This is a genomic window from Streptomyces longhuiensis (genome assembly GCF_020616555.1).
GTDB classification, from domain to species: Bacteria; Actinomycetota; Actinomycetes; order Streptomycetales; family Streptomycetaceae; genus Streptomyces; species Streptomyces longhuiensis.
This window is the reverse complement of the sequence record NZ_CP085173.1, coordinates 9,093,390-9,119,755: the sequence shown is the minus strand read 5'-3', so window position 1 is coordinate 9,119,755 and position 26,366 is coordinate 9,093,390. Positions and strand designations below refer to the sequence as shown.

Annotated in this window: 23 protein-coding genes; 9 read left to right on the top strand and 14 right to left on the bottom strand. The window is 70.2% G+C overall.

What is annotated here, in order from left to right; all coding sequences use genetic code 11:
- Positions 1-237: 237 nt before the first annotated feature.
- Positions 238-819, top strand: coding sequence for a TMEM165/GDT1 family protein (locus tag LGI35_RS41495; protein ID WP_227299592.1), 582 nt, complete (start codon positions 238-240; stop codon positions 817-819).
- A 26-nt stretch (positions 820-845) separates the two neighbouring features.
- On the opposite strand, the gene LGI35_RS41490 is transcribed toward LGI35_RS41495, so the two are convergent.
- The 4 genes from LGI35_RS41490 to LGI35_RS41475 form a co-directional block, all read right to left on the bottom strand.
- Positions 846-1,439, bottom strand: a complete 594-nt coding sequence (locus LGI35_RS41490) for a DUF3592 domain-containing protein (RefSeq protein WP_227299591.1) — start codon at positions 1,437-1,439, stop codon at positions 846-848.
- Positions 1,440-1,815: 376 nt separating this feature from the next.
- On the bottom strand, positions 1,816-2,508 hold the full coding sequence (locus tag LGI35_RS41485) for a DUF899 family protein (RefSeq protein WP_227299590.1): 693 nt from the start codon (positions 2,506-2,508) through the stop codon (positions 1,816-1,818).
- A 256-nt stretch (positions 2,509-2,764) separates the two neighbouring features.
- Positions 2,765-3,916, bottom strand: a complete 1,152-nt coding sequence (locus LGI35_RS41480; protein ID WP_227299589.1) for a hypothetical protein — start codon at positions 3,914-3,916, stop codon at positions 2,765-2,767.
- A gap of 117 nt (positions 3,917-4,033) precedes the next feature.
- Positions 4,034-5,803: a SpoIIE family protein phosphatase gene (locus LGI35_RS41475; protein WP_376222935.1), complete on the bottom strand. Its 1,770-nt coding sequence runs from the start codon at positions 5,801-5,803 to the stop codon at positions 4,034-4,036.
- Positions 5,804-6,042: 239 nt separating this feature from the next.
- On the opposite strand from LGI35_RS41475, the gene LGI35_RS41470 reads away from it, so the two are divergent.
- Both LGI35_RS41470 and LGI35_RS41465 read left to right on the top strand, forming a co-directional pair.
- On the top strand, positions 6,043-10,269 hold the full coding sequence (locus LGI35_RS41470) for a HAMP domain-containing protein (RefSeq protein WP_376226835.1): 4,227 nt from the start codon (positions 6,043-6,045) through the stop codon (positions 10,267-10,269).
- Positions 10,270-10,322: 53 nt separating this feature from the next.
- Positions 10,323-10,904, top strand: a complete 582-nt coding sequence (locus tag LGI35_RS41465; protein ID WP_376222940.1) for a response regulator — start codon at positions 10,323-10,325, stop codon at positions 10,902-10,904.
- Between the two features lie 62 nt (positions 10,905-10,966).
- Here the strand turns inward: LGI35_RS41465 and LGI35_RS41460 are convergent, their stop codons facing one another.
- From LGI35_RS41460 to LGI35_RS41445, 4 genes are all read right to left on the bottom strand, one after another.
- Entirely contained in the window at positions 10,967-12,670 is a 1,704-nt protein-coding gene (locus LGI35_RS41460) for a sel1 repeat family protein (RefSeq protein ID WP_227299585.1), read from the bottom strand.
- Positions 12,671-12,796: 126 nt separating this feature from the next.
- A complete protein-coding gene (locus tag LGI35_RS41455; protein WP_227299584.1) occupies positions 12,797-13,594 on the bottom strand; it encodes a citryl-CoA lyase in 798 nt (265 codons plus the stop codon).
- Positions 13,591-14,796, bottom strand: a complete 1,206-nt coding sequence (locus LGI35_RS41450) for a CaiB/BaiF CoA transferase family protein (RefSeq protein ID WP_227299583.1) — start codon at positions 14,794-14,796, stop codon at positions 13,591-13,593. The genes LGI35_RS41455 and LGI35_RS41450 overlap by 4 nt, the downstream gene beginning before the upstream one ends.
- The gene (locus LGI35_RS41445; protein ID WP_227299582.1) at positions 14,793-15,548 is read right to left on the bottom strand and encodes an IclR family transcriptional regulator; all 756 of its coding nucleotides are present in this window, start codon (positions 15,546-15,548) and stop codon (positions 14,793-14,795) included. The genes LGI35_RS41450 and LGI35_RS41445 overlap by 4 nt, the downstream gene beginning before the upstream one ends.
- 190 nt (positions 15,549-15,738) lie before the next feature.
- Between LGI35_RS41445 and LGI35_RS41440 the strand changes: the two genes are divergently transcribed.
- Positions 15,739-17,091: an MFS transporter gene (locus tag LGI35_RS41440; protein ID WP_227299581.1), complete on the top strand. Its 1,353-nt coding sequence runs from the start codon at positions 15,739-15,741 to the stop codon at positions 17,089-17,091.
- Here the strand turns inward: LGI35_RS41440 and LGI35_RS46235 are convergent.
- The 3 genes from LGI35_RS46235 to LGI35_RS41430 all read right to left on the bottom strand — a co-directional run bounded on the left by LGI35_RS46235 (position 17,088) and on the right by LGI35_RS41430 (position 18,386).
- Entirely contained in the window at positions 17,088-17,222 is a 135-nt protein-coding gene (locus LGI35_RS46235; RefSeq protein ID WP_264484707.1) for a hypothetical protein, read from the bottom strand. The two genes, LGI35_RS41440 and LGI35_RS46235, sit on opposite strands and share 4 nt — an antisense overlap.
- Positions 17,223-17,227: 5 nt before the next feature.
- Positions 17,228-17,674, bottom strand: coding sequence for a PaaI family thioesterase (locus LGI35_RS41435; protein ID WP_227299580.1), 447 nt, complete (start codon positions 17,672-17,674; stop codon positions 17,228-17,230).
- Between the two features lie 79 nt (positions 17,675-17,753).
- Positions 17,754-18,386 carry a dihydrofolate reductase family protein gene (locus LGI35_RS41430; RefSeq protein ID WP_227299579.1) on the bottom strand — a complete coding sequence of 211 codons (633 nt, stop codon included), beginning with the start codon at positions 18,384-18,386 and terminating at the stop codon, positions 17,754-17,756.
- Between the two features lie 81 nt (positions 18,387-18,467).
- Here LGI35_RS41430 and LGI35_RS41425 point away from each other — a divergent pair, with 81 nt between their 5' ends.
- Entirely contained in the window at positions 18,468-19,034 is a 567-nt protein-coding gene (locus LGI35_RS41425; protein ID WP_227299578.1) for a GNAT family N-acetyltransferase, read from the top strand.
- 55 nt (positions 19,035-19,089) lie between these two features.
- On the opposite strand, the gene LGI35_RS41420 is transcribed toward LGI35_RS41425, so the two are convergent.
- Entirely contained in the window at positions 19,090-19,842 is a 753-nt protein-coding gene (locus LGI35_RS41420) for an anti-sigma factor (protein WP_227299577.1), read from the bottom strand.
- Positions 19,839-20,423, bottom strand: a complete 585-nt coding sequence (locus LGI35_RS41415) for a sigma-70 family RNA polymerase sigma factor (protein ID WP_227299576.1) — start codon at positions 20,421-20,423, stop codon at positions 19,839-19,841. Before LGI35_RS41415 ends, LGI35_RS41420 begins: the two co-directional genes overlap by 4 nt.
- A 239-nt stretch (positions 20,424-20,662) precedes the next feature.
- Here LGI35_RS41415 and LGI35_RS41410 point away from each other — a divergent pair, with 239 nt between their 5' ends.
- The 4 genes from LGI35_RS41410 (at position 20,663) to LGI35_RS41395 (ending at position 24,868) form a co-directional block, all read left to right on the top strand.
- Complete coding sequence (locus LGI35_RS41410) at positions 20,663-21,937, top strand: NAD(P)/FAD-dependent oxidoreductase (RefSeq protein ID WP_227299575.1); 1,275 nt, start codon at positions 20,663-20,665, stop codon at positions 21,935-21,937.
- Positions 21,938-22,023: 86 nt separating this feature from the next.
- Positions 22,024-22,731 (top strand): DUF1365 domain-containing protein, encoded by a 708-nt coding sequence (locus tag LGI35_RS41405; protein ID WP_376222926.1) that lies wholly within the window; start codon positions 22,024-22,026, stop codon positions 22,729-22,731.
- Entirely contained in the window at positions 22,728-24,062 is a 1,335-nt protein-coding gene (locus tag LGI35_RS41400; protein WP_227299574.1) for an SAM-dependent methyltransferase, read from the top strand. Before LGI35_RS41405 ends, LGI35_RS41400 begins: the two co-directional genes overlap by 4 nt.
- The gene (locus tag LGI35_RS41395; protein ID WP_227299573.1) at positions 24,059-24,868 is read left to right on the top strand and encodes a DUF1295 domain-containing protein; all 810 of its coding nucleotides are present in this window, start codon (positions 24,059-24,061) and stop codon (positions 24,866-24,868) included. The genes LGI35_RS41400 and LGI35_RS41395 overlap by 4 nt, the downstream gene beginning before the upstream one ends.
- Before the next feature lie 18 nt (positions 24,869-24,886).
- On the opposite strand, the gene LGI35_RS41390 is transcribed toward LGI35_RS41395, so the two are convergent.
- A complete protein-coding gene (locus LGI35_RS41390; RefSeq protein ID WP_227299572.1) occupies positions 24,887-26,260 on the bottom strand; it encodes a cryptochrome/photolyase family protein in 1,374 nt (457 codons plus the stop codon).
- Between the last annotated feature and the right edge of the window lie 106 nt (positions 26,261-26,366).

Here is a 26,366-nt window from a genome sequence, read left to right as displayed (position 1 = left end):
CTGGATCACAGCGAAGGGGAGTAGTCCCGAGAACCGCTGGTCGACACGCTGGGTGCTCCAGAGCACCCCGGCCACCGGGCTCCCGCACACTGTGCGGGGGCGGACGAGACCTTCGGCCAAGGCATGATCCGGCCCCACTCAGGTGTGGGCCGTTCCGTCGTGCCGGGCCGAGTGGTTCTCCCGTCGCCCCCTGGGTGCCGATGAGCTGACGGCCCGGCCCCAGCAGAAAGCAAGGCCATGACCTTCGACCCCCTGGCGTTCCTCACCGCCTTCGGGCTGATCTTCCTCGCGGAACTGCCCGACAAGACCATGTTCGCCTCGCTGGCCATGGGCACCCGGATGCGGCCGCTGTACGTGTGGTTCGGAACCTCCACCGCCTTCATCGTGCATGTGGCGATCGCCATCGGCGCGGGCAGCCTGCTCAGCCTGCTTCCGGGCATGGCCGTCAAGCTCGTCTCCGCCGCTCTGTTCGCCTTCGGCGCCGTCGTCCTGCTGCGCGGCGGCGACGAGGACGACGAGGAAGGCGCCGCCAAGACCGTCACCGGTTTCTGGCCCGTCTACACCACCGCCTTCATGGCCGTCTTCATCAGCGAATGGGGCGACCTCACGCAGATCACCACCGCCAACCTGGCCGCCACCAACCCTTGGCTGCCCACCGCCCTCGGCTCGGCACTCGCGCTGATGTCGGTCTCCGCCCTCGCCCTGCTGGTCGGCCGCTTCATCGCCAAGCGTGTCCCTCTCAAGACCGTGCAGCGCATCGGTGCCGCGTGCATGGCCGGACTCGCCATCTGGACCCTGATCGAAGCCTTCACCACCTGACCCCGCGGCGTGAGCGCCTGGCGGACTCAGGGCCGCGCGGTTCCGGATCCGCTGTGGGCGCGGCGGGAGCGCCGCCGCGTCGCGATCGCAATGGCCGTTCCGATGCCCGCGATCAGCAGTCCGATCCCGCAGAAGATCAGCGGAATCAGCCACAGCGAGACAAACCCGTCGATCTTCGCGTCCTCCGGGTCATCGGCGCGGTACAGGACGTCGACCCGCTCCCCCGTGTCGTACGCCGGTGGGTTGGAACCCATTGAGCTCCGGAATGTCGTCAGCTCTCCGCCCGCGGGCTTGAACTCGACCACCGGGTGAGCCGTGGGCCCGCTGCTGTGCCGTGACTTGCTGGACGAGCTGACCTGGCTGCCGCCCTCCCACTCCAGGTACACCACGGTTCCCTTGGCACGCTCCGCATCCATCACGAACGAGATCGACACCCCGCCCACGATCGCCCCGACGGCGAAGAACAGTGTTCCGAAGGCGATGATCCCGAACGTGATCCACCAGCCGGCACTCCGCCGCCCACGTACCTGAACCTGCACAACGTCCCTCTCACTCGTCCGGAGTGAGAGGACGCTATCCCAAGTGCAAAGACCGCTGCTCACCCGCCCCACGTCGTTCATGTCGCCGTATCCCGCCGGGACCTGACCCCGGCGGGATACGGCGTACCAGATCCGGACAAAGATCGTCCGGCGGGGCGGAGGAACTGCCCGGCGGATCCCTGCGCGTGACGATCGGTGATGTCGGCGCCGCACCCGATGAAGGGACCCCGAGTCCGTCCGGGGCAGCGGCTACGGCGCACACTCCGGCCCGACCGCGGCGGCGCCACACCGCGGACGGGTCGGCACGTGCACCTACACAACTACCGGCTCACGATCGCAGTCGAGGTCGCGGGCATCCAACATGGTGACGACTCCCCGGCCACGCGCGCCGTCATCCGCGCGGACTGCGGTGCGGGTATCAGCTGAGCGCATACGCGGACACCACGGATGCGTGAGGTCAGCTGTTCTCGCCGTACGCCGCCGCGATCTCCTTCGACTGCGCCCACCGGCTGCCCGTCGGCTGCTGCGGCCAGCCCTCCGGCGAGTCCTGCCACTCCTCCTGGCGGCCGTACGGCAGCAGGTCGGCCAGGCCGAACAGATGGCTCAACTGCTCGACGCCGCGGCCGTCGGTGTGCCAGGTCCGGTACACCTTGTCGCCGTCGCGCAGGAACACGTTGACCGCGAATCCGGCGTTCGGCGGGGCGCCGACGTCGCTGCCGAACGAGCTGTTCGCCGTCGAGTACCACGTCATCGCGTTCCCGACCTTGCGCTTGTAGGCGAGCGCCTCGTCGATCGGTCCCTGGGTGACGATCACGAACCGGGCGTCGAACTTCTCCACGCCCATGAGCCGGGTGAACTGGGTCGTGAAACCGGTGCAGCCGCTGCACTGCCACTCAGCGTCCTCGAACCACATGTGGTTGTAGACGATCAGCTGCGAGTGGTCGCCGAAGATCTCCGCGAGGCGGACCGGGCCGTCCTCGCCCTCCAGTACGTAGTCGGGCATCTCGACCATCGGCAGCCGGCGGCGCTGGGCGGCGATGGCGTCGAGCTCCCGGGTGGCGGCCTTCTCCCGGACGCGCAGCGCCGCCAGCTCCTTCTGCCAGGTGGCCGCGTCGACGACGGACGGCAGGGCGTTCTCGGTGGTGGACATGGTGCCTCCGGACGGATCTGGTGACTGTCTGGGAGTACCGACTCCCAGGGCGACCGGAAGTCATCGGTCGCCCCCCAGCAAGATCGCACCGGCGACGGCTACCGGCATCTTCAAGACATGATCGGCTTCGGGCCCGCATGATCAGCTCGAAGGTCCGCACGCCGGACTTCGAGACCCGCATGATCAGGCAGCGGTCCGGACCACTGCCCTGCCATTTCCTCGAGAGCGTCGGCGTCCGCTACTTGTTCGGCGCCCGCTACTTGTTCGGGCCCCGGAAGCGGCCGAACGCCTTCGTGAGGGCGGTCAGCGGAGAGCCGTCCAGTCTGACCGAGCCCGGATCGGCCGGCCGGGGCACACCCGCGCCGCCGGTCGCCTCCGCGAGCGCGGCCTGCGCCGCCTCGGCCGCCTCCCGGTACAGGTCACAGGACTTCGTCATGGCCTCCAGCGCCTCGGCGTACCTGGCGACCATGCCCTGGGCGTGGACCAGCTCCTCGTCCGGGGTGAGCAGGTGCCAGCCCTGGCGCAGCCGTGTCAGGGCCCGCTCGGCGTCGGCGGGCAGCGGCCTCGGCAGCGCGGCGAACTCCTTGATCCTGTCGAGGAGTTCGGTCGGTTCGGAACCGTCCAGGAAGACGCTGCGCACCGTGAGGCGCTCCGCCTCATAGCCCGGGACGGGCGGCACCGTGGGCAGGACGACGGCGCCGCCACGCGGCATCCGCACACTCAGCTCGCGCTTCATCGCGAAGTCCGCGATCTGGGCCTGGTCCGGTGTGCCCCGGTGCTCGACCACCCGGTGCCGCAGGCTGGGCGGCAGGAACGCCGAGACCGGCTTCTGCCCCATCGCGTCCGGCGTCATCGCCTCGTGCACCACGACGTGGATGTACCAGCTGTTCCGGGCGCAGTCCCGCAGCCGGCGGCGCAGCTCGTCGTCGTCCTTCGGCAGATGGTTCGCCGCCCGCAGGCGCACGCCGGGCACCGTGTCGTGGTCCCAGTCGACGCGGTCGCTGTCGGGCCAGAACATAGTGGCGGGCGAGGGCCAGTGCGCGTCCCACGGCCGCTCCGCCTCGGCGGCGAGGACCCAGGTGACGCCCTCACCCTCCTTGCGGCGGACCTCGGGGTCGTACGTCGTCAGCTGTGCGCGCACGGTGACGTCGTCGGCGACGCGCCAGCGGGCCTCGAAGAGGCGGCGGGCTGTTGGACCGGGGTCGGCTGCTTCGTCCCGCGGGTGCAGGGCGGTGGAGCGGGCCGCCTCGACGGGGTCGAGGTCCAGGAAGTCGTCGAGCACCCCGGCCGCCTTGAGGGCGATCAGGTTGCGCCGGACGTCCTGCTCGGGCTCGGGCCCGAGATGGCGCCCGCGCCCCAGCCACGCGGTGTCGGGGGCGATGGTCGAGGAGCTGCTGTTCTTGGCCATGGAATCGTTCTGTGGGTGATCGGGGGCTCGACCAGTATGGTCCCTACATCTGACGATGGAAGGGGAACCCCGTCCCCGACTTGCATCAATCGCGGCGGAGCGGCTTGAACCCCGACGTCAGGCGCGGGGCGGCGGCTTCGGAGCGTGGCGCGTGGGCGCGTCGACCGCCGGCGCCTGGAGCACCAGTACCGACAGGTCGTCCTCGACCGGGCCCGTCCCGAAGTCGTGTGCCGCTCGCCGCACATGCTCCGCGAGCGCCTTGGCGCCGAGGCCCATGCCTTGGCGGAGCACGTCCGCAAGACCGTCGTCGTCGTCCAGCTGCCAGTTGCCGCGACGTCGTTCGGTGACACCGTCGGTCACGCACAGCAGCGTTTCGCCGGGCCCGAGATCGAAGGAGCTGGCCCGGAATTCGGCGCCCTCGTCGATGCCCAGCAGCATCCGGGGTTCACAGGCCGGCTCCACCCGGCCGTCGGTGAACAGGTGGAGGGGCAGGGGGTGGCCGGCGCTGGCGACCCGGCAGCGGGCTCCCGCCACGCCCGGTTCGACGGCCAGCTCCCCGTACAACAAGCTGAGGAAGCGGGTGGCCGCCTGCTCGCCGTCGGCCGTGAGCGCTTCGGCGCTGTCCTCCGCCATGGCGGTGTTCAGCCGGTCGAGCACCGATTCGACGCCGTGGCCTTCGCGCGCCAGGAGCCGCACCAGGTGCCGGGCGAGGCCGGTGACGGACATCGCCTCCGGGTCCTTCCCCTGCACGTCCCCGAGCAGGAAGCACCAGCGTCCCTCACCCTTCGGGAAGATGTCGTAGAAGTCGCCGCCGACGGTCTGGCCCTCGCCGTGCGGCTCGTAGACGATCGCGCTGTCGATGCCCGCGATGCTGGCCAGGGTCGTCGGCAGCTGCCTCCGCTGGAGGGCGACGCTGATGGACGTCTGTCTCGCGTACTGGCGGGCGGTGTACACGGCCTGCGCGACGCGCCGGGCCACGTCGTCCACCATCCGCACCACCGCGTCGGTCATCTGCAGCTGCCCGGTCCGGCCCAGCAGGAGTACTCCTACGTCGGTGTCACGCACGGTGAGCGGGAAGGCGAACGCCGACCCGCCGGCACGGTCGGCCCCGCCGCTCTCCGGCCAGGGCCAGGGCGTGCCCCCGGCGCGGATTCCGGCGGACGGCGGCATCCGCTCCAGCTCCTCGCGCAGCGGCACGATGCGCCGCTCGTCGACGTGCCACACCCGGGAGAGCTGCAGGCCCCTCCCCTGGGTTCGCAGCCAGATGCCGCACCAGTCCGCGAGCCGGGGCACGAGCAGCTGGGCCGCGAGCGCGGCGACCATGGCCTGGTCCAGCTGCCCGGCCAGGAGCTCGCTGGTCTCGGCGAGGAACGACGGGCCGCTGCGGTCGACCCACTCGGCGGCGTACCTGTGGCTGCGCGCCGACTGTTCCTGCGGCCTCACGTCACCGGATGCGGCCGGCACGGTCCCGGGTACGCCGGTCTCGCCGCTACGGGCCGGTGGGGATTCCTTCCCAGGGCCCGGCTCCGCCGACGAGGACTCCAGCCGGAACCACACCCGCTTCTCCGACCGGCGGTAGGTCACGCCCCAGGCCTGGGAGAGAGCACTCACCAGCTGGAGGCCGTAGCCGGGCTCACCGTGCCGGGTGTCCGCCGCGCCGCGTACGCCTCTGGAGGGGTGGCGGTCCGCCACCTCCACGACGACGGCCACTACGGCATTCGGGTGCCGTTCCAGGCGGCAGACGACGTCGATGTCGGTGCCGGCGTACACGACGGCGTTGGTGACCAGCTCGCTGACCAGCAGAACGGCGTTGTCGACGAGCCCCTGCGGGACGGTCCCGGGAGCGGGGATCGGGTCCTGGCCGGGAGGCGTCGCGGTGGACGTCATCCGGCCCGTGAGCACCTCACGTACGAATCTGCGCGCCCGTGCGGACGCGAGCTGGTTCGCCGGCAACTCCTTGCTGCACACGAAATCAGCCGAGTGTGCGGGCAACGGGATCACGACGCCCCCTGTGTGCGCCAACAGCGGCGGGAGAAGTATTTTCGCGCCCCTTATAATATGACAAACATGAGTAAACAGGCCGCTGGTGTGCGCGATGAACTCCGGGCGGAGGGTGGTTCATGACCATGGACACGGCTCGGCCCGACGCGGCCGGCCCCACCACGACGGACTCCGGGCAATGGGTCCGTGCGAGTGAGCTGCGCCCGCTTCTGGCCGCGATGAAGGCACTCCGCGACGGTGATTTCACGCCGCATGCGGACGGTTCAGGAGAAGACAGCGAGGCCGCCACACAGGACCCGGTGGTGGCCGAGATGGGCGCGGTCCTCAACCAGATCGTCGCCCGGAACGGCCATCTCGCCACGGAGCTCCAGCGCGTCCGGCACGAGATCATCCGGCGGGGCCGCCTGGACGAGCACATCTCGGCGAGCCCGGGCACGGGCACCTGGACGACGAACGTGGAGGCCGCCAACACGGCGATCGAGGCGCTCGTGGGGCCCGTCGCCAAGGCCACCCGGGTCCTCGACGCCGTCGCGGACGGCGATCTGACCCAGCACGTCGATCTGCACGACGGAAGCCGCCAGCTCCGCGGCGACCTGCGCCGCCTGGGCATCGGCGTGAACCGCATGGTGGACCAGCTCTCGCTGTTCACCGGAGAGGTGACCCGGGTCGCCCGCGAGGTCGGCACCGAGGGGCGGCTGGGGGGCCGTGCGAAGGCGCAGGGGCTGTCCGGCGACTGGCTCCACGTGACCGAGGCGGTCAACACGATGGCGTCGCGGCTGACGGCACAGGTGCGGGACATCGCGGTCGTGACGACCGCCGTGGCCCGCGGCGACCTGACGCAGCAGGTGACCGTCGAGGCCACGGGCGAGCTGCTGGAACTGAAGCTCACCGTCAACACGATGGTGGACCAGCTGCGGGCGTTCGCCGACGAGGTCACCAGGGTCGCCCGCGAGGTCGGCACCGAGGGCCAACTCGGCGGCCGCGCCCAGGTCAGGGGCGTGTCCGGGGTCTGGAAAGACCTCACCGACAACGTGAACTTCATGGCGTCGAACCTGACGTCCCAGGTCCGCAACATCGCCCAGGTCACCACCGCCGTCGCCAACGGAGACCTGAGCCAGAAGATCACCGTCGACGCGCGGGGCGAGATCCTCCAGCTGAAGTCGACGATCAACACGATGGTCGACCAGCTCTCCGCCTTCGCCGACGAGGTCACCCGTGTGGCCCGCGAGGTCGGCACCGAGGGCCAACTCGGCGGCCGCGCCCAGGTCAGGGGCGTGTCCGGGGTCTGGAAAGACCTCACGGACAGCGTCAACTTCATGGCCGACAACCTGACATCGCAGGTCCGCAACATCGCCCAGGTCGCCACCGCCGTCGCAGAGGGCGACCTCGGGAAGACGATCACCGTGGAGGCCAAGGGCGAGATCCTTGAACTGAAGTCGACGATCAACACGATGGTCGACCAGCTCTCCGCCTTCGCCGACGAGGTCACCCGTGTGGCCCGCGAGGTCGGCACCGAGGGCAACCTGGGCGGTCAGGCCCAGGTCAGGGGCGCGTCCGGGGTCTGGAAGGACCTCACCGACAACGTGAACTTCATGGCGCTCAACCTCACGTCCCAGGTCCGCAACATCGCCCAGGTCACCACCGCTGTCGCCAACGGAGACCTGTCGAAGAAGATCGACGTCGACGCCCGCGGAGAGATCCTGGAGCTGAAGGACACCGTCAACACGATGGTCCAGCAGCTGAGGGCGTTCGCGGACGAGGTGACCCGTGTGGCCCGTGAAGTCGGCACCGAGGGACGGCTGGGCGGCCGCGCCCAGGTCCACGGCGCCTCCGGGGTCTGGGAGAACCTCACGGACAACGTCAACTTCATGGCCGACAACCTGACCTCCCAGGTCCGCAACATCGCCCAGGTCGCCACCGCCGTCGCGCGCGGTGACCTGTCGAAGAAGATCGACGTCGACGCCCGCGGAGAGATCCTGGAACTCAAGACCACGATCAACACGATGGTCGACACGCTGTCCGCGTTCGCCTCCGAGGTCACGCGTGTGGCTCGCGAGGTCGGCTCCGAGGGGCAGCTGGGCGGCCAGGCCCGTGTGGAAGGCGTCTACGGGACGTGGAAGCGCCTGACCACCAGCGTGAACGAGCTGGCGCTGAACCTGACCACCCAGGTGCGCGCGATCGCCGAGGTCGCCAGCGCGGTCACCCAGGGCGACATGTCCGGCTCCATCTCCGTGGAGGCCCAGGGCGAGGTCGCCACCCTGAAGGACAACATCAACCTCATGGTGGCGAACCTCCGCGAGACGACCCGTGCCAAGGACTGGCTGGAGTCCAACCTGACCCGCATCGCCGGCCTCATGCAGGGCCACCGCGACCTGGTCGAGGTCGCCGACCTCATCCTTCGCGAGCTGACCCCCCTGGTGAACGCCCAGTACGGTGCGTTCTTCCTGGCCGAGGCGGGTGCGGAACCGGGCGAGGACCTCGAACTCCTGGCGGGTTACGGCACCGGACAGGAGGAAGGCCGCCGACCGCGTCCCCGGCTCAGCCTGGGCGCGCCCGGCTGGGGCCTGATCAGCCAGGCCGCCGCGGAGAAACGGCGGATCCTCGTCGACGCGGTCCCCACGGACTACATCACCATCAGCTCCGGCCTCGGTGCCGCGCCGCCGGCCAGCGTCGTCATCCTGCCGATCCTCTTCGAGGACAGGGTGCTCGGAGTCATCGAACTCGCCTCGTTCAGCCGCTTCAGCGAGGTCCACCTCGCCTTCGTCGACCAGTTCGTGAACACCATCGGTGTCTCCATCAACACCATCATCGCCAACTCCCGCACCGAGTCCCTCCTCTCCGAGTCCCAGCGCCTCACCGCCGAACTGCGCCAGCGCTCCGACGAGTTGCAGATCACCAACGCCAAGCTGGAGGAGAAGGCGGCACTCCTCGCCACGTCCTCCCAGTACAAGTCCGAGTTCCTGGCGAACATGTCGCACGAGTTGCGCACGCCCCTCAACTCGCTGCTCGTACTGTCCCGGCTGCTCGCCGACAATCCCTCCGGCAGGCTCTCCGGGGAAGAGGTGGAGTTCGCCGTCACCATCCACCAGGCGGGCTCCGACCTGCTGCAACTGATCAACGACATCCTCGACCTGTCGAAGATCGAAGCGGGCCGGATGGACGTACACCCCAAGACGCTGCCGCTGAACAAGCTGCTCGACTACGTCCGGGCCACGTTCCAGCCGCTTTCCGGGGACCGCGGCCTGTCGTTCGACATCACCGTCGGCGAGGACGTCCCCCGCGAGCTCTTCTCCGACGAGCAGCGCCTCCAGCAGATTCTCCGCAACCTCCTGTCGAACGCGGTGAAGTTCACCTCGTCCGGCGGGGTGGAACTGCTCGTGGAGCGCGCGACACCCGCGGACTTCGAGGAGGAGACACTGCGTGCGGCGGACGAGATCATCGCCCTCTCCGTCAAAGACACCGGAATCGGCATCCAGCCGGAGATGCTCAACGGCATCTTCGAGGCCTTCCAGCAGTCCGACGGCGCCACCAACCGCAAGTACGGAGGCACCGGTCTCGGCCTCTCCATCAGCCGTGACATGGCGGCACTGCTCGGCGGAAGGATCACGGCCGAGAGCGAGCCGGGCGTCGGTTCCACCTTCACCCTCTACGTCCCTGTGCACTACACATCCCCCGCGCTGGAGCCTCTCCCCACGGACGCCTCGGTGCCGGCCGTCACCGGACCGGACACACCAACCCTCGCTTCCAAGGCCCGCGCGGGAACCCCCGCGGAACTCGACGTGTTCACCGACACGGTGTCCGCGCCCCGCACGGGAACCCGGGCCGCCGACGACCTCGCCGACCTCATCGACGAACACGCGAGTTGGCCGGAGACGACCCGGCTCAAGGAGTGGCTGACCGGCGGCACCGCCAAGGTGCTGGCCAACCGCCGTATCCTGATCGTCGACGACGACATCCGGAACGTCTTCGCCCTCACCCATGTACTGGGCCGGGTCGGAATCAACGTCAAATACGCCGAGAACGGCCGCGAGGGTCTCGAAGTCCTCGACCGGACACCCGATGTGTCCCTGGTCCTGATGGACATCATGATGCCCGAGATGGATGGTTACGAGATGATCGCGGCGATGCGGCGCACACCCCGTTTCGCGAACCTGCCGGTCATCGCGCTCACCGCCAAGGCCATGCCCGGCGACCGCGAGAAGGCCATCGAGAGCGGCGCGAACGACTACATCCCCAAGCCGGTGGACGTCGACCGGCTGCTGTCGGTGATCTGCCGGCTGCTCGATCCGCAGACCCCCGCGCAACCGCCTCCGGCCACGTCCGGCGACGACACCCCGGGGCGGGCGCTGTGACAGCGCCCCAGGGAGGGGCGGCGGACACCTCCAGCATCCTCATCGTGGACGACATGGAGGAGAACCTGGTCGCACTCGAAGCCGTGCTCGGCTCGCTCGCCCGCGTGGTCCGCGCGCACTCGGGCGAGGCGGCGCTCAAGGCGATGCTGCGGCAGGAGTTCGCCGTCGCGCTCATCGACGTGCTGATGCCGGGCATGAACGGATTCGAGACCGCCGCCAACATCAAGGGCCTCGACCAGACCAAGGACATCCCGATCATTCTGCTGACCGGGGCGGCGGTCGACCCGAACTACGCGTACCGCGGCTACACGGTCGGCGCGGCGGACTTCCTGATCAAACCGTTCGACCCCTGGCTGTTGCGGACCAAGGTCAACGTCTTCCTCGAACTGCATCGCAAGAACCGCCAACTTGCCGATCAGGCAGAACAGTTGACGCGGCTCCTTGCGGTCGACGTGCCCACCAAGCCCGCCGAGGAACAGCACCGTCTTATCGACGTGGAACGTCAACTGGCCGAATTGCAATGCCTGTTGCGCGAAAGGGAGGGTACGGACGAGCCCGATGAGGCGAGTCTCGCCGACCGGGTCGCCTCACTCGAAAAGGCTGTTGGACGGCTCGTGGAAGGCCGAGAACAGTAGGGGCAGGCCCGGCGGCGCCCTGCCGGCCGGCGGCGAACCGCCCGGCAGGGCCTCGTGTCGACTCAGGGTCCCGCGTCGGCTCGAGGCGCGGCCAGCGCCTGCTCGGCGGCTTCCAGCTCTTCCTCCGGATCCAGCATCCGGGACAGCATGTCCAGATCATCCGAGTCGTAACGGGACCTGACGTCCTCCCACCACTGCTCGGCGGCCACGCGCAGCAGGTCCACGGCCTCCGCATGACGTCCGGTCCGGTTCAGTACGAGGCCGTAGTAGCCGGCCGTCTCGGTGCCGAACGCCTCGTCCCGGCCCCCTTCCCAGGCCTTGCGCAGGTACGGCTCGGCTTCCTCGTACCCGCCGCGCTGTGCGATGGCCTTGCCCGCCAGCATCGCGTTCAGTGCGCTGTTGTCGGCGGCCGCGCGGATGTACCACCGCTCGGCCTCCTGGTAGTCCTTGTGGTGGTCGGAGAGCCGGGCCATGGCGCTGCAGGCGTCGTGGTCCCCGGCCTCCGCGGCGATCCGCTTCCAGTGGTCGCGCAGCACGGGCTCGCCCAGGTCGTCGTAGAGCCACCTCAGGTCGGCCGCCGCCGCCCTGTCGCCCGCCAGCGCCGCGGGTTCGTGCCACGGAAGCATCCAGCGCGCCGCCGCCCCGCCCCACTCGTAGAGCATCTTCCCGTACGCGTACGAAGCCTGGACGTCCCCCGCTTCGGCCCGTTCACGCAGTTCCGGGAGCCGGCGCAGATCCTGCTCGGGCGGTACCTCGTCCTCCGCACGGAGCTGGGCGATCTTGGCGAGCCGGTCGGGGACGAGCTCGTCGTCCGGGTCGACCTCCCTCAGCCGGGCCTCCGCCTCGTCGAGGCGGCGCTGCCGGCGCAACAGGTCGGAGAGCCTCACCCGCCCGGCGCGGTGCCCCGTGTCGGCGGCGAGGATGTACCAGTGCTCGGCCTCGGCGAGCGCACCGCGCTCCTCGTTGAACAGGCCCAGGACGAAGGCCGCACCGTCGTACCCCTCGGTGTGTGAGCGCAGAAGCAGTTCACCGACCTCGGACCAACGGTCGTCGGCATGGTGCCGCTCCAGGAAGATCGCGTGCTCGACGAGAGCCACCGGGCTGAGGTATCCGGCTCTGCGGAAGTAGTTTCCGGCCTCGTCGGTCAGCCCGGGATAGTCCTTGAACTCACGACCCATCTCCTCCAGCGGTTCCACCGCCTCGCCCGCTGCCTGGCCGTCCTCGGTGTCCTCCGCCGCCTCGAGGGCGTCGGCGACCCGGTCGAAGGTCTCGCGAATGTGCTCGAAGAGCTGAACCCACCGGAAGACGGCGATGTCCCCGATGTCCACGCCCTTCATGAGGAACTCGGCCGCCTCGTCCGGCTTTCCCTCGGCCGCGAGCAGCTTGCCCAGCTCGATCTTGCAGTCGAGTCGCCCCATGTCCCAGCCTGCCCGGAACCACGCGGCGGCCTCCGGGTCGCCGTTCTCCTGAAGCAGTACGGCCAGTCCGTACGCGCAGCCCGAGTGCCGGTCCGCGGCGAGACGGTACAGCCGCTCGGCCTCCCGGCGGTCACCACGGATCTTCCGGTAGCGGGCGAGGGTGTACGCCGAGAAGGCGTCGCCCGCCTCAACCGCCCGCTCCCAATAGGGCATTCCCTCGTCGACCCGACGGCCGAGCACGAAGAAGTCGGTGTGCCGACGGGCGGCCTCCGCGTCACCCGCGACCGCGGCGGCGACGAGTCCCTGGCCGCGTTCCTCGATGGTCCGTGCTTCGTTCTGTAGTGCCATACGAGAGATCGTTTCATCCTGACCGGGCAGCGGCCAACGGCGGGACATCGGTGCGGAGTTCAGGAGGGCGGCCCGGGCGGCCGCGGTCGCGGGCCCCGCGCGCACTGCGCTGTGTGCTGGGTGCCGTCAAAGCTCGCGCGGTGGTGTGCCGTGGTATCCCGCGAGCAGTGGCCTCGGCAGGGGGCCCTTGATCCGGGTCCCGCCCTGGGTCTCCTCCCAGGCGTGGGCGAGGATGCCGACGCTGCGGGAGAGCACGAACAAGCCGCGGCCCATGTCGGCCGGGAAGCCGAGTTCCGCGAAGATGATCGCGGTCGCGCCGTCGATGTTCATGGGGACGGGTCGTGTTCGGCCCTCGGACAGAGCCTCTTCCAGCGCAAGGCCGGCGGCCAGGGCCTCACCCCTCACCTCCCCCGCGTCCACCGCCTCGCGTACCAGCGTGAGCAGCGGATCGCGGCGTGGGTCGTGGGGGTGGAAGCGATGTCCGAAGCCGGGGATGTAGGCGCCTCGTGCGCGGTATTCGGCGACGACACCTCGTGCCCGCTCCCCCGCCGTGATGCGCGCGAGTACCTCCATGCACTGCTGGCCAGCGCCGCCGTGCGTGTCACCGAGCAGGCCGACGCCCGTGGCGACCGCACTGTTGAGGCCCACGCCGCACGTCGCGGCCATGCGGGCGGAGGCGATGGAGGGGGCCTGCGGGCCGTGGTCGACGGCGGCCACGAGCGCGGCTTCCAGGAGGCGGGCCTGACCCGGGGTCGGCAGTTCCCCGCGGAGCATCAGCCAGATCTGCTGCGCGAAGGTGATGCGTCCGATGAGCTGCTCAACCGGGTAGCCGCGCAGCAGGATCTCGCCCGGCCGGATCCGGCTGACGGCGGTGGACCACCATCCGGTGACCTGGTCCGCGTCGATCGTGTTCGACTTGGTCATATCGCCCCGCTCTCCTTCATGCTCGATATCTCCCTTTCTCCGTAGCCGAGTTCGGTCAGGACCTGATCCGTGTGCTGGCCGAGCAGCGGCGGCGGTGTCGCGGGGCCGACGGGCTCGCCGTCCACCCGTACCGGGCTTCCGAGTACGTCGAGGGGCCGGTGACGGCCGTCCGGGAACGGCAGGCGGTGTACGAAGTCACGTGCGGCGAGCTGTTCCAGGCCCAGCGCGTCCGGAACGGACAGGACGCGGGCCGCGGGGACACCTGCGTCGGAGAGGATTTCCTCCCACTCCTTGGCGGTGCGCAGCGCGAGGCCGGTCTCGATGTGTTCGCGCAGCGCGTCTCGGTGGATCTTGCGGTCGGCAGGGTGGGCGAAGCGTGTGTCGTCGAGGAGGTCGGCGCGGTTGATGAGTCGGCACAGGGTCGCGAACTGCTGCTGGCGGTTGGCCGAGATGTTGAGGTGTCCGTCGGCCGTGGCGAAGGTGCCCGACGGTGCGGCGGTGAAGTTGTCGTTGCCCATGGGCTGCGGACTGGCTCCGGTGATCAGGTAGTTGGAGGTGACCCAGCCCATCGCGGTGAGGGCCGCCTCCAGCATCGACACATCGAGCATCGCGCCTTCGCCGGTGCGGGCCCTGCGCACGAGGGCGGCGGCGACGGCGTAGGCCGCGGCCATGCCGCCGAGGGTGTCAGCGACCGGGAAGCCTGACCGCAGGGGGGTGACTTCGGGGGTTCCGGTCACGCTCATCATGCCGCTGAGGCCCTGCACGATCTGGTCGTAGGCGGGGCGGGCACGCATCGGACCGGTCTGCCCGAAGCCGGAGATGGCGCAGTAGACGAGTGCGGGGTTCTCCCGCCTGAGGACGTCCCAGCCGCAGCCGAGGCGGTCCATCACACCGGGCCGGAAGTTTTCGACCAGGACGTCCGACTCGCGTACCGCGCGCAGCAGCGCTTCGCGGCCTTCCGGGTCCTTCAGGTTGAGGGTCAGGGAGCGTTTGCCTGCGTTCTGCGCCAGGAACGACGCTCCGAGCAGGTCGTCGCTCAGGTCGCGGTCCGCCCCCAACTGCCGTGCCAGATCGCCTGTTTCAGGCATCTCGACCTTGAGGACGTCGGCTCCCTGGAGGGCGAGCTGGTATCCGGCGAAGGGGCCTGCGAGGACGTTGGTGAGGTCCAGGACGCGCACTCCGTCCAGGAGCGGAGCACTCATCGCTGCGCACCCCCGATGCAGTCGAGGGCCGTCAGTTCCCGTGCTGTCTCGACGAGTTCGCTCGCGAATCCGGTCACCGCCTCGTCTGTGAAGCGGGTCGTGGGCCCGCCGAGCGCGACGGCTGCGGCGACCCGTCCCGCCGCGTCGAACACGGGGGCCGCGACGCCGGAGACACCTGCTTCGCGCTCGCCGTGGCTGACGGCCCAGCCGTCGACGGCCGCCTTCTGCGCCCGCTCCCACAGCGGCCACGCGTCATGCGGGGCCAGGCGCGCCACGGCCTCGACGTCGGGCTGCTGCGCGCGGGAGAGGAGGACGTGGCTGGCGGCGCCCGACCACAGCGGCATCTCCTCGCCGACGCGGACCACGTGCCGCAGCGTGCGGGTTCCTTCGTGCCGGGCGATACAGACGCGGGCGTGCTGCTGACGCACGTACAGGTGGACCGCCTCACCGCCGCTCGCCTCGCTGAGCCGCTTCATCAGGAGAAGAGCCGCCTCGGGCAACTGCCAGGTGGAGCGGGCGAGTTCGGCCCAGCGCAGCAGCCCCGGGCCGGGCACGGTACGGCCGTCCCCGCGACTCCACAGCAGTCCGCACTGCTCCAGAGTGTGCACGAGACGTACGACGGTGCTCTTGGCGAGCCCGGTCGCGTCGACGAGTTCGCGCACGGTGCGACTCGGATGTTCGGCGTCGTACAGGGCGAGGAGGTCGACGGCGCGCTGCACACTGCGCACGCCACTCGACTCGGTCTCGGCCATGGGCCCTCCCAAAGGGACTGCGTAACGAACTGCATGAACGAACTGCATGAACGAACTGCGGAAACGGATGCGGCCGACCCCTTGTCAGGGGGTGGACGCCTCCATAACATCACCGAACCATTCAGCGGCACAAGTGAACCGCCTGGTGGTACTCAATCTCTTCCGGACGTCAGGTGACGAAGGAGTCCCCATGAGCGAAGTGGCAAGCAGACGACCGATGTTCCAGCCGAGGGTGGCGTTCGCGGCCGTCTTCGGCACCACCATCGAGTGGTACGACTTCGCCCTCTACGGCACCGCGGCAGCGCTCGTCTTCAACAAGGTGTACTTCCCCGGCAGCGACCCGCTGGTGGGCACCGTTCTCGCGTACGGCACCTTCGCGATCGGGTTCCTGGCCCGCCCGCTCGGCGGCGCCTACTTCGGCGAGAAGGGCGACACCAAGGGCCGCAAGAGTGTGCTCGTCACGACGCTGCTGCTGATGGGTCTGGCCACCACCGCCATCGGGCTTCTGCCCACCTACGGCCAGATCGGCGCGGCCGCACCGATCCTGCTGACGCTGCTGCGGTTCGTGCAGGGCTTCGCGGCGGGCGGCGAGAAGACGGGCGCCCTGATCATCCTCTTCGAGAACGCTCCACCGAAATGGCGCGGCCTGCTCACCTCACTGCCTGCGATCGGCACAGGCACCGGCACGCTCCTGTCCACGGGGGCCTTCGCCCTGGTCACCGGGCTGCTGCCGGAGGACGCGCTACTGGCGTGGGGATGGCGACTGCCGTTCCTGTTCAGCGCGGCGCTGACGTTCTTCGGCCTGTGGGTGCGCAGGTCAATCGACGAGACGGCGGAGTTCAAGGCGGCGCGCATCGACCCCGTAGCAGCCCACCGCTCGCTGCGCGAACGGCTCGCGGGCAGCCGCTTCGTCGCGGCCTGGCGCCGCTATCCGAAGCAGATGCTGATCGTCATCGGGGCCGGTGCGGCCGAGAACGCGGGCTATTACATCTTCGGCACGTTCTCCGTCGCCTACGCGGAGGACCGCCATCTGCCCACTGCCGCACTTCTCAGCGGCATCGCCGTCGCAGCCGCCGTGAAGCTGGTGACCGTCCCGGCGTTCGGCGCCCTCTCCGACAGGGTCGGGCGGCGCCCGGTGTCGATCGGCGGAGCACTGGTCCTGCTCGCCTCGGCCTGGCCGTTCTTCGCACTGGTCGACGGCGGGCAGACGTGGACGGTATGGGCGGCGCTCCTGGTCACGCTCGGCATCGGACAGTCCGCCATCCTCGGCTCGCAGCCGGCGTTCTTCGCCGAACTCTTCGACACCGACGTACGGTTCAGCGCCGTAGGCGTAGCCAACAACATCGGCACCGTCCTCACCGGCGGCCTCGCCCCCGTACTCGCCACCACGCTCCTCATCTGGTTCGACCACAGCGTGACCGGAGTCGTCGTCTTCATCGCCCTCATGAGCGCCGTCACCGTGGTGACGGTGGCCCTCGCGAAGGAGACCCGGCACACCGAACCGGAGCGGACAGCGGCGGCCGGGAACCCCGTCAACGCCTAGTCACGTATGGCCGGCGCGGTGTTGGCGGCGTCGAGGATGTTGCCGAAGGCACGGGTGATGATCGGCCGCGCGAGGAGGCACGTGATCCAGTTCCCTGTGATCCAGTTCCCCCTGTGGATCCGCTTCCCCATGCGGATCACGCCGACGTCGGCGCCTGGTCGAGGGGGATGACGCGGGCCGTGGCACCTGCGGTGGCAATGACCACCCCGTCAGAGTCGACGAGGCTCCCTTCCAAGAAGGCGATGTCCCCCGCCCGGTGCACCACGCGCCCCGTGCCGACGATCCGGCCCGGGCGTACCGGCCTCAGAAAACACGTGTGGAGTTCCAGCGTGGACTGGAACCGGTCCGGTCCGAGTGTGGCCAGAAGCGCGGAACCGACGGTGTCGTAGAGCATGGCCGCGAGAAAGGCGCCCAGCACGTTCCCGGCCGGGTTGGTGAAGTCCTCGGTCGCGGTGAAAGCCAGCTCGACGGTGCCGTCGTCGCCGTCCGCGTCGAGGACCTCCAACCCCAGCGTGGCCGCCGCCCGAGGCAGCGGAGCGCGCCCCTCCACGACATCCCAGAACGGCCCGGATCGCTCTGTCATCGCACCCCTCCCAGGTCGAGCGTTCTGTCGAGGTTTCTCCTGCCGTTCCTGTTCCCCTTCTCCGCCTCCTCCTCCGGCCTCACGCCTGGTCGTCCAGCTGGAGGGATCCGTACTGGGGCCTGCCCGCCCGTTCGTAGACGCAGTACTGAACGCCTGCGCCAGTGGCGCCTGACTCGGTGAGCGTCCAGGCGGCAGGGGCGGCGCCTTCGGCGAAGAGCCGCTTGCCGGTTCCGAGGATCACGGGGTTGATGAGCAGCCGGTACTCGTCGACGAGGTCGTGCTCCTGCAGGGTGCGAATGAGGTCGCTGCTCCCCTGCGTCATGATCACGCCGTCGAGGTCCTCCTTGAGCTGCGCGACGGACTCGGCCGCCTCCCCCTTGAGGAGATGAGAGTTGTTCCACGCAAGGCTGTCCATAGTGCGCGAGGCGACGTACTTGGGCATCGCGTTCAGCCTCACGGCGATCGGGTCGTTCTCGTCGGTCACGCGGGGCCAGTGGGCGGCGAAGATGTCGTACGTGTGCCGACCGAGGAGCAGATGGTCGGCGGTCTCCTCGAAGATCCCCGTCATCAGGACCCTGAAGTCCTCGTCGACGTACGGGACTTGCCAGCCGCCGTGCTCGAAACCGGCGTCGACGTCCTCGCCCGGACCGCCCGGAGCCTGCATGATGCCGTCCATGGTGATGAACGCGGTGACGATCAGCTTGCTGCTCATGAGGCTGCCTTCCCATGCCTGGGGTGATCGGTGGCGGTCGGCGGATACGAGGTAGCCGCAATGGCGACCCGGAACGGGGCTATGAGGGTCGCCGAAGAATTCGGGTTCCAGACAGGTAATGCATGCCACACCCGCAACGAGGCGGGCAGCCATTCACCCGAGCGGCCGCCGGACTCGCCGAACGGCGCCTGTGTCAGAATCCGCCGCATGACACAAGATCGGACCGGCGAGACGCTGAGCGTCGGGCAGCGCGACACCGAACTCAACGAACGCTTGTCCCAGGGATTGGACGAGGTCAACTTCCCCGCCACCGGAACCACTGCCTCAGATCAGACTTCGCTGTCGGTGAAGGTGGTCGACGACGCCGGTGAGCTGCTCGGCGGCCTTTCCGGCTGGACGTGGGGTGGGCTGCTCGGCATCGAGATGCTCTGGATCCGCGAGAAGAGCCGTAAGGACGGGTGGGGATCAAAGATCCTCCTGGCCGCGGAGGAGGAGGCGCGGCGGCGCGGCTGCGATCGCGCCTGCGTATCGTCCTTCACCTTCCAGGCACCGGAGTTCTACCAGCGCCACGGATATGTCGAGACCGGCCGGACCCTGGGAATCCCGGGCGGCGCCGAGGATGTCCACATGTTCAAGAAACTGGAATAGGACGCGAAGACATGTTCGGCGAGGCATTTCCCTGCCTCGCCGGTGCCATGCACGCTCAGGCGGGGAAGTTCATCAGGGCCACCGGCGCAGAGGTGGGTTCGGGGGATCCGCCCGCCGGTTCGACCGTGATGCCCATGCCTGACGCCTTGTCGACGGGGCCGTCCAGGAGGACGGCCTGCGCCCGCGAGGCGGGGTCGAGCAGGCCGGCCGGACGCATCGTGTCGCCGTCGGCGAACCACAGTTGGTAGACCTTGCCGGACGGCGGCGTGGCCAGTCCGGACGACACGAACGCCGCCTTGTCGCGGCTCTTGGAGACGACCACCGTGGCGCTCGCGCCGTCGCCGAGACGCGCGGTGCCGGCCTTGGCGTCGGGCGCCCCCAGAACTGCCGCGAGCTCCGCCGACCGCCGGTGCTCCGCGCCGGCCTCGGCCCGCGCGTCCCGTGCCTCCTCGTGCTGCCACACCGCGACGCCGCCGAGACCGGCAGCGGCAGCCAGGCACGCGGCGAGTGCCCAGCGCGACGCGCGGCGGCCCCGCGCCGGGTTCCCGCCACTCCTCTCGGGCGACTTCGGGAGCGGCGACTCCTGGCGGACATTGGGGATCCGTCCCATCACCCGGGCCTTGAGGTCGGGCGACGGGCTCTCACTGACGGCGAGTCCCAACCTGCCTGCCGTGGCCGCCAGTTCGGCCACTTCCTGGGTGCAGGTCTCGCAGGCCCCGAGGTGGCGCTCGAACGCGGCCCGCTCGTCCTCGGACAGCGCGTGGAGCACGTAGGCACCGGTCAGCGTGTGGACATCGGCGTTCGTCATGCGTTCACCCCCAGGCAGTCGCGCAGGCGGATCAGACCGTCCCGCAGTCGCGTCTTGACCGTGCCGAGAGGCAACCCGAGAAGCTCGGCCACTTCCCGGTACGTGAGTCCGCGGTAGTAGGCCAGCGTCACCGACTGACGCTGGAGCTCCGTGAGGCCGCCCAGACAGCGGCGTACCTGTTCGCGTTCGAGGCGGTGCTCCACCTGCTCGGTCACCTCGTCGAACTCGGGGGTGCGGTCCAGGAAGGCGGCCTGCCGCTCCCTGGCGGCGGAGGCCTCGACCGACCGGACCCGGTCGATGGCACGCCGGTGGGCGAGGGTGAGTACCCAGTTCATGGCCGTACCACGGTCCGGGCGGTAGCGGGCGGCGCTGCGCCACACCTCGATCAGGACCTCCTGGGCCACCTCCTCTGACTGCGCGTGGTCACGCAGCACGCTGCGCACCACTCCGAAGACCGGCCCGGCCACCCGGTCGTACACGGCGGCGAAGGCCTCCTGGCTGCCCTTGGCGGTCCGGCCCATGAGCGCCTGGAGGTCGGGCTCCGGCGCGGGTGACGCCCCAAGGGGTGCGATTCGGTTCACGTGGCGATCTTCCGGAAGGGAACGGCGGGACACCGGTAATGCGTAGCCGGGGCACCAGCGGATTGGTGCTGATGCGGACGGGTTCTCCACGCGGTACGCGGCGCGCTCCGCGTCCAGATCCTCTGTCACCGGTGCCGCGGCGAACATCCCGGCCAATCCGCCCCCGCCTCGGCTCCGGATTACCCATGAGTCCTCCGAGCGGACAGTCGAGCGGAGGCGCGGAGCATGAGGAGTGGATCGTGACGGGTGCGGCACAGGCCATACGGACAGCGGTCGTGGGGAGCGGCGTGGCGGGTCTCACCGCCGCCCATGTCCTTGCACGCCGCCACGGCGTGGTGATGTACGAGGCCGACGACAGGACCGGCGGTCACGCGCACACCCACGACGTGCCCTCGGCCGACGGCAGCCTGCACCGGGTCGACTCGGGATTCATCGTCCACAACCGCCGCACCTACCCGAACCTGCTGCGGCTCTTCTCCGAACTCGGCGTCACCACGCAGGAGTCGGAGATGAGCATGTCCGTACGCTGCGAAGGCTGCGGCCTCGAGTACGCCGGGGCCCGGGGGCCTTCGGGCCTGTTCGCGCAGCCGCGCAACGTGGCGCGCGGGCGCTATCTGCGCATGCTGGCCGAGGTGCCCGCCTTCCACCGGGCCGCTCGCCGACTGCTGGCCGAGAGCGACGACGACGCCCTCACCCTCGGCGAGTTCCTGACCCGGGGCCGCTTCTCCGCGTACTTCGTCGCCCACTTCATGACGCCGCTCGTCGCCGCCGTATGGTCGTGCGACGCCGCCACGGCCCGGCGCGCTCCGGCCCGTTACCTGTTCCGGTTCCTGGCGCACCACGGTTTGCTGTCGGTCACCGGCTCACCGGTGTGGCGCACGGTGACCGGCGGCTCACGCAGCTACGTCGACCGCGTCGTGAAGCAGCTGGGCGCCGTACACACCGCCACGCCCGTACGGTCCGTGCGACGGCACTCCGACGGCGTCGAGCTCACTACCGAGGACGGGCTGACGACGACGTACGACTCCGTCGTCATCGCCACCCACCCCGACCAGGCCCTGCGCCTCCTCGCCGACCCCACGCCCGAGGAGAGTCAAGTCCTCGGAGCCTTTCACTACTCGCGCAACAACACCGTCCTGCACACCGACACCGGCGTCCTGCCCAAGGCCGCGGGGGCGCGCGCCGCCTGGAACTACCTCATGCCGACCTGCGGCGTCGCGGCCGACCGGGTCCGCGTCAGCTACGACATGAACCGTCTGCAGCGCCTCACCGCACCCGAGACCTTCGTCGTCACCCTCGGCGGCGAGGACCGCGTCGACCCCGGGCGCGTACTGGCCCGCATGACGTACGAACATCCGGTCCTCACCCCGGAGTCAGTGGCCGCCCAGCGGCGGCTCCCCGCCCTCAGCGGGCCACGCACCGCCTATGCGGGGGCCTATCACGGCTGGGGTTTCCACGAGGACGGCTGCCGCTCGGGCGCGGCGGCGGCCGCGGCGCTGGGGGTGGTCTGGTGATCCCCGCCCCCCGCCCCTCGTCCGCCCCGGCGCGCGGTCTCCCTCCCGGACATGCGCCCGCGCTGTACCCGTGCCTGGTCACACACGTGCGCTCCGCGCCCAGGCGCCACGTGCTGCGGCACCGCACCTACCTGTGGCTGATCGACGTGGACCGCCCGCCCCGTCTCCCCGCCCCTCTGCGTCCCCTGGCCCGGTTCGAGGCGCGGGACCACTTCGGCGGAGCGGAGCCCACGATCCGGGCCGGTCTGGAGAAGTTCCTGGCCGGGCACGGTGTCCCGTCCCCGACCGGACCCGTCGTCATGCTCGCGCAGGCCCGCGTCCTGGGGCACGTCTTCAACCCGCTCACCCTCTTCTGGTGCCACGACCGGGACGGCGAACTGCGCTGCGTGGTGGCCGAGGTCCACAACACGTACGGCGAACGGCACTGCTACCTGCTGAGCCCGGACGAGGCTTTCCGCGAAGGGTTCCACGAGGAATTCCGCGTGGACAAAGAGTTCTACGTCTCGCCGTTCTTCCCCGTCGACGGGCAGTACCGGATGCGTCTGCCCCTGCCCGGGGAGCGGCTCGATCTCGCCGTGCACCTGGAGCGAGCAGGCGGCAGGCCGTTCACGGCGACCGTCCGGGGCCTCCGCCAGGAAGCCACCTCGGGAGCGCTGGTCCGCGCCGCGCTGCGGCACCCCTGGCCCACGCTCGCCGTCTCGGCCGCGATCCGTGCGCACGGCATCCGCCTGTATCTGAAGGGGCTGCCCCTGCGGCCCCGCCCACGACACCGAGTACAGAAAGGCATGGAATGAACTTCCCGGTGACCCACCGCGCCCACGCCGAGCGGCGGTCCGCCACCGCAGCCGACACCGCGGCCGTGGACGCGGCCCGCTGGCCGGACGTCGCGTCGGCGCCCCGGTCCTCGCGCGCGAGAACCGCCGTCTCCCAGGCGGTCGTGCGCGGCGCGCTGGACCGCCTCCCGCTGCATGTGCGACTCGCGGGCGGCAGTCAACTCGGCCAGGGCGGGCCTCTGTTGAGGATCCACGACCCGGAGGCCTTCTACCGTCGCATCGGCGTGAGCGGCCTCGTCGGCTTCGGGGAGTCCTACATGGCCGGGGAGTGGGACGCTCCCGACCTCGTGGCAGCCCTGAGCGTGCTCGCCGGCCATGCCGCCGAACTGATCCCGCGCCCCCTCCAGCGGTTGCGCGGTCTCTGGGCGCCGCGGCACCCGGCCTCCGAGCGCAACACCCCGGTCGGTGCCCGCGACAACATCAGCCGCCACTACGACCTGTCGAACGACCTGTTCACCCTGTTCCTCGACGAATCGCTCAGCTACTCGTCCGCCGTCTTCCGCGGTTTCCCCGCGACCTGGCGGCACCTCGAAGCGGCACAGCACGCCAAGATCGACCGGCTGCTCGACCTCGCCGAAGTCACCTCCGGCACCCGCCTGTTGGAGATCGGAACCGGCTGGGGCGAGCTCGCGATCAGAGCCGCCGCCCGTGGCGCCCGCGTCACCACGCTCACTCTCTCCGCCGAGCAGCGTGACCTGGCGCGTGAGCGCATCCGCGCCGCGGGGGCGGCCGACCGGATCTCCGTGGAGCTGTGCGACTACCGGGAGGCCCGGGGAACATACGACGCCGTGGTGAGTGTCGAGATGGTCGAGGCGGTGGGCGAGGAGTTCTGGCCCGTCTACTTCAGGACGCTCGACGAACGGCTCGTGCCGGGCGGCCGTGCCGCCCTCCAGGCCATCACCATGCCGCACGACCGGATGCTCGCCAGCCGTGGCACCTTCACCTGGATCCACAAGTACATCTTCCCCGGTGGTCAGCTGCCCTCCGTGGAGGCGATCGAGGAGACGGTCCGCGACCGCACCGGCCTGCGCACCGCACGCCGCGACGGCTTCGGCGCCCACTACGCCGAGACGTTGCGGCTGTGGCGCGAACGCTTCACCGAACGCGCCGACGAGGTCGATGAGCTCGGCTTCGACGCCACGTTCCGCCGCATGTGGACCTTCTACCTCGCGTACTCCGAGGCGGGGTTCCGCGCGGGCTACCTGGACGTCCAGCAGTACCTGTTCACGAAGGACGGCCCGCGCGGGGGTTCGGCGACCGTTCCCCGGCCGGGCGGCGGGGCCGAGCGGTGATCGGGTTCGACTGGGCCGCGTTCGCCCTGAACCTCGCACCGGCCGCGGGCGCGGCGCTCCTCGTCATGGCGGTCACCTTCGCCGTCGCCGTGCGCACGGGTCTGCACCGGATCGTGGACGTGGCATGGGGCATCGGTTTCACGGCCGTCGCGCTCGTGTCCTACGTGATGTCGGCCGGCGACGGCGACCCGGGACGGCGCCTGCTGGTCACCGTGCTCACCGCGGTGTGGGGCCTGCGGCTCGCGCTGCACATCGCACGGCGAGGGCGCGGCCACGGCGAGGACCCACGCTACGAGGCACTGCTCGCCAAGGCCCCAGGCAACCGCGACCTGTACGCCCTGCGCATCGTGTATCTGCTGCAAGGCGCCCTGGTCTGGCTGGTGTCGCTGCCGGTACAGGCGGCGCAGTACGGCGCACGCCCTCTGTCCGCCTTCGCGGTGGCCGGAGCCGCGCTCTGGGCGGTGGGACTCTTCTTCGAGGCGGTGGGCGACCATCAGCTCGCCCGCTTCAAGTCCGACCCGGCCCACCGGGGACGCGTCATGGACCGCGGTCTGTGGAGCCTCACACGACACCCCAACTACTTCGGTGACTTCTGTGTGTGGTGGGGTCTCTTCCTCGTCGCCTGCGACGCGGGGGCGGCGCCGGCCGCCGTCACTGTCGTCTCTCCGCTCACCATGAGCTATCTGCTGCTCAGGGGGAGCGGAAAACCGCTTCTGGAACGGCACATGGCCGAGCGTCCCGGATACGCCGCGTACGCCGCCCGCACGAGCGGATTCTTCCCTCGCCCGCCGAAACGGGGCCGCTGACACGGGCCCCGCGCGGGCTCAGTCCCGCCCGCGCGCCCGCCTGAACCGCTCGAGACCTTCGGCGAGTTCGACGATCGGGTCCGGGTAGGCGTACTTCGCGCGCTCGGGTCCGGGCTGCTTCCACGGCTCGTGCACGGCGGACCCGGCGAGGCCCTCGAGTTCCGGCACCCAGCGGCGCACGTACGCGCCGTCCGGGTCGTAACGCTTCGCCTGCGTCACGGGGTTGAGGACGCGGTTGGGGCGCGAGTCGGTGCCGGTCCCCGCCATCCACTGCCAGTTGAGCTGGTTGTTCGCGATGTCGCCGTCGACCAGGAGGTCGAGGAAGTGACGGGCGCCGACTCGCCAGTCGACGTACAGCGTCTTCGTGAGGAAGCTCGCCGTCAGGAGGCGGCCGCGGTTGTGCATCCAGCCCTCGTGGCGCAGTTGCCGCATGGCCGCGTCGATCACGGGATAGCCCGTGAGCCCGTCGCGCCACGCCTCGATGTCCCGGGCCGCCGCTCGTTCGGAGCGCCAGCGGTCGTGCCGGGTGCGGTAGTCGCGCGCCGCGGCGGCCGGGCGCGCGGCGAGGACCTGGTGGTGGAAGTCGCGCCAGGCGAGCTGACGTACGAACGCGTCGGCGCCCGGACCACCGGCTCGACGCGCCCGATGGACGAGTTCGACCGGGGAGAGCGTGCCGAAGTGCAGGTGGGGCGACAGGCGTGATGTCGCGTCGCCGGGCAGGTCGTCGTGCCCGTCCTCGTAGCCTCCGACACCACGCCGTAGCCACGCGGTCAGCTGTTTGCGGCCCGCGCTCTCCCCGCCGGTCGCGAGGCCCGGCGAGGTCCCGGAGACCTGTGCGCGTGACGGTGTCCCCTCCGTGGCCACGCCGTCCGGGACCCGGATCGCGCGCGGCGCGGCGAGGACGTCGCGCAGATGCTGCTCCGACCAGTGCCGGTAGTACGGGGTGAACACGGCGAAGTGGTCCGACGACGCCGGGGTGACGGCGCCCGGCGCCACCGCGGTGATGACCGTGTCGTGGACGATCAGTCTCCGCCCCTGCGCCTCCAGGACGTTCCTGAGCCGCTCCTCACGCCGCTGCGCGTACGCGCTGACGCCGCCCGCCAGGTGCACGGCTTGCGCGCCGGTCTCGGCCGCGACGCCGGCCACGGCATCGGCCACGTCCCCCGACCGCACCACGAGGCGCCCGCCGCACGCGCGCAGCGCCGCGTCGAGATCGCCCAGGCAGTCCGCGAGGAACGCTTCCCGATTGGGCGCGGTGTACCCGGCGGACGCGATCCCCCTGTCGCGTACGAACAGCGGCACCACCTCACTCGACGCGCGGAGCGCCGCCCGTAGCGGCGGGTGGTCGTGCACGCGGAGGTCGGACGTGAACAGCACGATCGAGATGCTCACGAAGCCGCTCCAGTACGGGCCGGGCCCGGGTCACCGGCCGCTGTGCACTCCGCTGCCGCCTGGGCGGTGTTACGAACCATGGCCCCGGACTCTACGACGTGGAACG